This is a genomic window from Kitasatospora sp. NPDC043949, from assembly GCF_056435365.1.
The window spans coordinates 6,553-12,133 of the sequence record NZ_JBWKEQ010000097.1; the positions used below are offsets into that span (position 1 = coordinate 6,553).

Consider the following 5,581-nt stretch of genomic DNA (forward strand, 5'->3'; position numbering starts at 1 on the left):
CCTCGGGGGGAGGCCCGGTTGCAGACCGTCTCACCCGCGGCTCCCGAAAACCAACAACCCCCCCCCCCCCCACCCACCCCCCCCCCCCCCCCCCCCCCCCGCCCCCCCAACCCCCCCCCCACGGCATCGGCGAGTCAGCACAGAGAAGGATCCGCCCGCCGATGGACGCCGAGAACGCCAAGGGCACCGAGAACCCCGAGAACCCCGAGGGCACCGCGAACGCCCCGGCCGCTGCCGCCGGGGGCGCCGTCAGCCGACGGGCCGTGATCGGCTGGGCCGGCGCGGGCGTCGCGCTCGGCGCCGCCGCCGTCGGCTCGGTCGCCGCCGCCACCCGGCAGGACGACCCCGCCCCGGCGGCGGCCGCCCAGACCGGCGCCGAGGTGCCCTTCTACGGCGAGAACCAGTCCGGCATCGCCACCCCGGTCCAGGACCGCCTGCACTTCGCCGCCTTCGACGTCTCCGAGAAGGCGACCCGCGAGTCGCTGGTCAAGATGCTCAAGGAGTGGACCAAGGCCGCCGCCGCGATGACCGGTGGCCGCGAGGTCGGCACCGGCGCCGCCGACGGCCTGCCCGAGGCGCCGCCGGACGACACCGGTGAGGCCCTCGGCCTGCCCGCCTCCCGGCTCACCCTCACCATCGGCTTCGGCCCCACCCTGTTCGACCAGGACGGCGTCGACCGCTTCGGCCTCCGCGCCAAGCGCCCCGAGGCCCTGATCGACCTGCCGAACTTCAAGGGCGACAAGCTCGACCCGCTGCGCAGCGGCGGCGACCTCTGCGTCCAGGCCTGCGCCGACGACCCGCAGGTCGCCGTGCACGCGATCCGCAACCTGGCCCGGATCGGCATGGGCACCGTGAACATCCGCTGGTCCCAGCTCGGCTTCGGCAAGACCTCCTCCACCACCCCGGACGCCCAGACCCCGCGCAACCTGCTCGGCTTCAAGGACGGCACCCACAACATCGCGGGCACCGACGGCGCCGGGCTGGCCGAGCACGTCTGGGCCGCCCCCGGCGACGGCCCCGAGTGGATGACCGGCGGCTCCTACCTGGTCGCCCGGCGGATCCGGATGCACATCGAGACCTGGGACCGCGCCTCGCTCAAGGACCAGGAGGACACCTTCGGCCGGACCAAGGGCGAGGGCGCTCCCTACGGCAAGGCCAAGGAGCACGACGCGCCGGACCTCAAGGCGATGCCCGCCGGCTCGCACGTCGCCCTGGCCCACCCGGACGCCAACAACGGCCTGATGATCCTGCGCCGCGGCTTCTCCTTCACCGACGGCACCGACGGCCTCGGCCGCCTGGACGCCGGCCTGTTCTTCCTCGCCTACCAGCGCGACACCCGCAAGGCCTTCGTGCCGCTCCAGCAGCGGCTCGCGGCCGGCGACAAGCTCAACGAGTACATCCAGCACGTCGGTTCCGCCCACTTCGCCTGCCCGGCGGGCGTCCGCAAGCCCGGGGAGTGGTGGGGCCAAGCGCTCTTCGGCTGATCCCCCGCCCCGTTCAACCCCCCGAGGAGAGTGCCGTGTTCGGCAACTACCTGATCGGCCTGCGCGAAGGCCTCGAAGCCAGCCTGGTCGTCTGCATCCTGATCGCCTACCTGGTCAAGACCGGCCGCAGGGACAAGCTGCCGCCGGTGTGGATCGGCGTTGCATCCGCCGTGGTGCTCAGCATGGCCTTCGGCGCCGTGCTGCAGTTCGGCTCCTCGCAGCTCACCTTCGAGGCCCAGGAAGCGCTGGGCGGCTCGCTGTCGATCATCTCGGTCGGGCTGGTCACCTGGATGGTGTTCTGGATGCGCCGCACCGCCCGGCACCTGAAGACCGAACTGCACGGCAAGCTGGACGCGGCCATCGCCATGGGCACCACGGCCCTGGTGGTCACCTGCTTCCTGGCGGTCGGCCGCGAGGGCCTGGAGACCGCGCTGTTCATCTGGTCGGCGGTGCAGGCCACCAACGACGGCTACAACCCGCTGATCGGCGCCGCGCTCGGCCTGCTCACCTCGGTGGTGCTCGGCTGGCTGTTCTACCGCGGCGCGCTGAAGATCAACCTGGCCAAGTTCTTCACCTGGACCGGCGCGATGCTGGTGGTCGTCGCGGCCGGCGTGCTCGCCTACGGCGTGCACGACCTCCAGGAGGCCGGCTGGCTGCCGGGCCTGCACAGCGTGGCCTTCGACATCAGCAGCACCATTCCCAAGGACAGCTGGTACGGCACCCTGCTCAAGGGCGTGTTCAACTTCCAGCCGGACCCGACCGTGCTGCAGCTCGTGGTCTGGCTGCTCTACCTGGTGCCGACCCTCGCCGTGTTCTTCGGCCTGTTCGGCGGCAAGGCGAAGCCCGTCGCCGCCAAGCCGGCCGCCTGACCCCTCCGTTCGGCGAACCGCCCCGCCCCGTCCGGCACCCCGCCGGGCGGGGCGGTGTCGTGTGCGGCGCTATGTCCCGTACGGGCACGCGGCGCTATATCCCGTACACGCAGAGGAAGACGATGAAGGCGACCAGCCCGACGGCCGCGGCGATCCACGGGCCCGGCGCGAACTCCTGTCGGACGTACCCGGCGTCGTGCGTCTGCGACAGGTGCTCGGAGGCCTTCGCCTGCGCACCGAACGTCGCCGACCTGCGGTAGCCGCAGCTCTCGCAGACCACGCGCCGGGTGTTGTTCCGCCCCGAGACGACCTTCACCGCGTGCTGGTGCCCGTGCGGGTCCTCGCCCGTGAACCGGCTGGTCTCCATGCCTTGGCCCCCTTCGCCTCGCCCCTGTGCGCGCGAGCATCCTTGCACGCACCACCGACAGCCGTACCCCGGTGGGACCGGGATACGCCGGAGCCCCGGACGGTCCTCGACCGTCCGGGGCTCCGGCGCGCTTGCGGGGGGCGTCTACTCGCTCTTGATCGCGCCCAGGATGTCCATCCGGGCGGCCCGGTGGGCCGGCCAGAGGGCGGCCAGCAGGCCGATCACCGCGGCCGCGACCAGGAAGCCGACGATCTGCAGCGGCGGCACCACGGTGGTCATGTTCTTGAACGAGTCCGCCATCGTGCGGTTGCCCGCCCAGGCCACCAGGATCCCGAGCCCGATCCCGACCGCGCCGCCGAACAGCGCGATCAGCAGCGACTCCAGCCGGACCATCCGGCGGATGCCGATCCGGTCCAGGCCGATCGCCCGCAGCATGCCGATCTCCCGGCGCCGCTCGAACACCGACATCGCCATGGTGTTGACCACGCCGAGCACCGCGATCACCACGGACATCCCGAGCAGCCCGTACATCATGTTCAGCATGTCGGTGACCAGCTTGCGGCTCTCCGCCTTGATGTCCTTCTCGCCCTTGACCGCGATCAGCGGGTTGCCGCCGGTCGCGTCGCGCAGCGCCTGCTTCAGCTTCTCGTCCGCGCCGTGGACGCCCTTCACCAGGACCTTGTCCGGTCCGGCGCCGGGCAGCGCGTGCGGGCCCACCACGTTGTCCGGGGCGACGATGCCGGCCAGTGCGGTGTTGGCCTCCAGCACGGCGCCGACGGTGAGCGAGCCCTTGGTCTTGTCCGGGTAGGTGACCGTGACGGCGTCGCCGACCTTGTAGCCGTTGCGCTCGGCGGTGCCCGAGCTGACCATCAGCCGGCCCTGCTTGAGGGCGTCCGCCGAACCGTCCTTGACCTTGATGGTGGCCAGCTGGTCGATGGTCGCGGCGTCGACGGCCGTCAGCCACTCGCGGTCGGACTCTCCCCGGCCGGTCTCCACCGGGACGCTGCGCGTCACGCTCATCGCGCTGACGCCGGGCGCCTTGGCGATCTGGCCGGCGACGTCGGGGGAGAGCATCGAGCCGTTCTGCATGGCGACCGTGAAGTCGGCCTTGAGGTCGTTCGCGGTCGCCGCGTCGACGGCCTTGTTCACCGAGGCGCCGACCACGGTCAGCGCGGTGATCAGGGTGACGCCGATGGTCAGCGCCGAGGCGGTGGCCGCCGTCCGGCGCGGGTTGCGGATCGCGTTCTCCTGGGCCAGCTTGCCCGGCGTGCCGTAGAGCTTGCGCAGCAGCGGGGCGAACAGCGCGATCAGCGGCCGGGCCAGCAGCGGGGTCAGCACGAACACGCCGATCAGCAGGACGCCCGCGCCGAGGCCGACCAGCTTGACCTCCTTGCCGCCCGCACCGGCGGCCAGGGCGCCCGCACCGGCCAGCGTGAACAGCAGGCCGATCGTGTTGCGGATCCGCAGGCTCTTCTGGGTGGCCGGCTGTTCGACCGAGCTCATCGCGGCCACCGGCGCGATCCGGGAGGCCCGGCGGGCGGGCAGCCAGGCCGCCAGCACGGTCACCAGGACACCGACGCTGATCGAGGCGATCACCGTGGAGGGGCTGACCACCAGCGGGCCGTCCGGGAGGTTGGCGTCCACCGGGCCGTTCAGCAGCGCCTGCAGCCCGGCGGCGATGCCGATGCCGGCGAGCAGACCGGCCACCGAGGCGGTCAGGCCGACGAGCAGCGCCTCGACCAGCACCGAGCGGGTGATCTGCTTGCGGCTGGCACCGACGGCGCGCAGCAGGGCGAGCTCCTTGGTGCGCTGGGCGACCAGCATGGTGAAGGTGTTGGCGATGATGAAGATCCCGACGAACAGCGCGATGGCCGCGAAGCCCATCAGGAAGGTGCTCAGGACCCTGGTGCCCTGGGCGATCATCCGGTCCTGCTCTTCGGCGAGCGCGCGTCCGGTCTTGGCCTCGATCGAGTCGTCCTGCGGGACGGCCTGCTTGACGGCGGCGAGGAGCGCGGTGTCGTCCGCGCCCGGCTTGCCCTTGACGTCGAGCTCGGCGAAGCGGCCCGGGTTGAGGTAGAGCTGCTGGGCGGTGGCGGTGTCGAAGGCGGCGAGCGAGCCGCCGGCCAGCACGCGCGGGTCGTTGGTGTGCAGGGTGCCGGTGAGCTTGAGCTCCATCACCGGGCCGTTGACGGCCACCCGGACGGTGTCGCCGACCTTGTAGCCGCCCTTCTCGGCGGTCTTGGCGTCCAGCGCGATCTCACCCGAGGTGCGCGGGCCGCGCCCGTCGACCAGCGGATAGCGCGGGTCGGTGCCGTCGGCGCCCGGCACGTAGTTGGTGCCGGTGGTGGAGAAGCCGTCGCCGATCAGCGCGCCCTTCTTGTCGGCGATGCCGGCGAAGCCGCTGACCACGCCGCGCGCCTCGGCGGCGCCGGGCAGCGCCGCGACCGCCTTGCGGGTGTCCTCGGTGAGGGCCGCGCCGGAGGAGGTCCGGCCGGTGTGGTCGTAGCCCCGGCCGACGGCGTCGCGGTCGCTGACCGTGACGGCGATGTCGGTGTAGCTCTTGGAGCTCTGGGTCCTGAGCGCGTCGCCGAGGGTGTCGGTGAAGACGAGCGCGCCGGAGACGAAGGCGGTGCCGAGCAGCACGGCGAGCATCGTCATGAGGAGTCGGCCCTTGTGGGCCAGCACGTTGCGCAAAGCGGTGCGGTACATGAGGGGGTGTCAGTCCTGGGGGTTCTCGAAGGTCGGGGGCGCCGGGGCCAGCGGGACGCTCTAGCTGGTGCGGCCCTTGGCGTCGAAGCGGCGCATGCGGTCCAGGACGGTGTCGGCGGTGGGGTGGTGGAGTTCGTCGACGATGCGGCCGT

At 72.3% G+C, this 5,581-nt stretch carries 4 protein-coding genes and 1 pseudogene; 2 read left to right on the forward strand and 3 right to left on the reverse strand.

The window, feature by feature from the left end; genetic code table 11:
• The first annotated feature begins 161 nt into the window (after window positions 1-161).
• Window positions 162-1,484: an iron uptake transporter deferrochelatase/peroxidase subunit gene (efeB, locus tag AC07AL_RS38010; protein WP_363589518.1), complete on the forward strand. Its 1,323-nt coding sequence runs from the start codon at window positions 162-164 to the stop codon at window positions 1,482-1,484.
• A gap of 35 nt (window positions 1,485-1,519) precedes the next feature.
• Window positions 1,520-2,353, forward strand: a complete 834-nt coding sequence (gene efeU / locus AC07AL_RS38015) for an iron uptake transporter permease EfeU (RefSeq protein ID WP_363589520.1) — start codon at window positions 1,520-1,522, stop codon at window positions 2,351-2,353.
• Window positions 2,354-2,447: 94 nt separating this feature from the next.
• On the opposite strand, the gene AC07AL_RS38020 is transcribed toward efeU, so the two are convergent.
• From AC07AL_RS38020 to AC07AL_RS38030, 3 genes and pseudogenes are all read right to left on the reverse strand, one after another.
• Window positions 2,448-2,720: a hypothetical protein gene (locus AC07AL_RS38020; RefSeq protein WP_363629893.1), complete on the reverse strand. Its 273-nt coding sequence runs from the start codon at window positions 2,718-2,720 to the stop codon at window positions 2,448-2,450.
• A 144-nt stretch (window positions 2,721-2,864) separates the two neighbouring features.
• On the reverse strand, window positions 2,865-5,429 hold the full coding sequence (locus AC07AL_RS38025; RefSeq protein ID WP_400802640.1) for an ABC transporter permease: 2,565 nt from the start codon (window positions 5,427-5,429) through the stop codon (window positions 2,865-2,867).
• A gap of 60 nt (window positions 5,430-5,489) precedes the next feature.
• Window positions 5,490-5,581 (reverse strand): annotated as a pseudogene (locus AC07AL_RS38030) (ABC transporter ATP-binding protein); the annotation flags it as partial.

What these genes read in the sequence shown, in the direction of transcription:
- AC07AL_RS38020 (WP_363629893.1), bottom strand. Translation starts at nt 2,720, where the DNA reads ATGGAGACCAGCCGGTTCACGGGCGAGGACCCGCACGGGCACCAGCAC.
- AC07AL_RS38025 (WP_400802640.1), bottom strand. Translation starts at nt 5,429, where the DNA reads ATGTACCGCACCGCTTTGCGCAACGTGCTGGCCCACAAGGGCCGACTC.
- efeB (WP_363589518.1), top strand. Translation starts at nt 162, where the DNA reads ATGGACGCCGAGAACGCCAAGGGCACCGAGAACCCCGAGAACCCCGAG.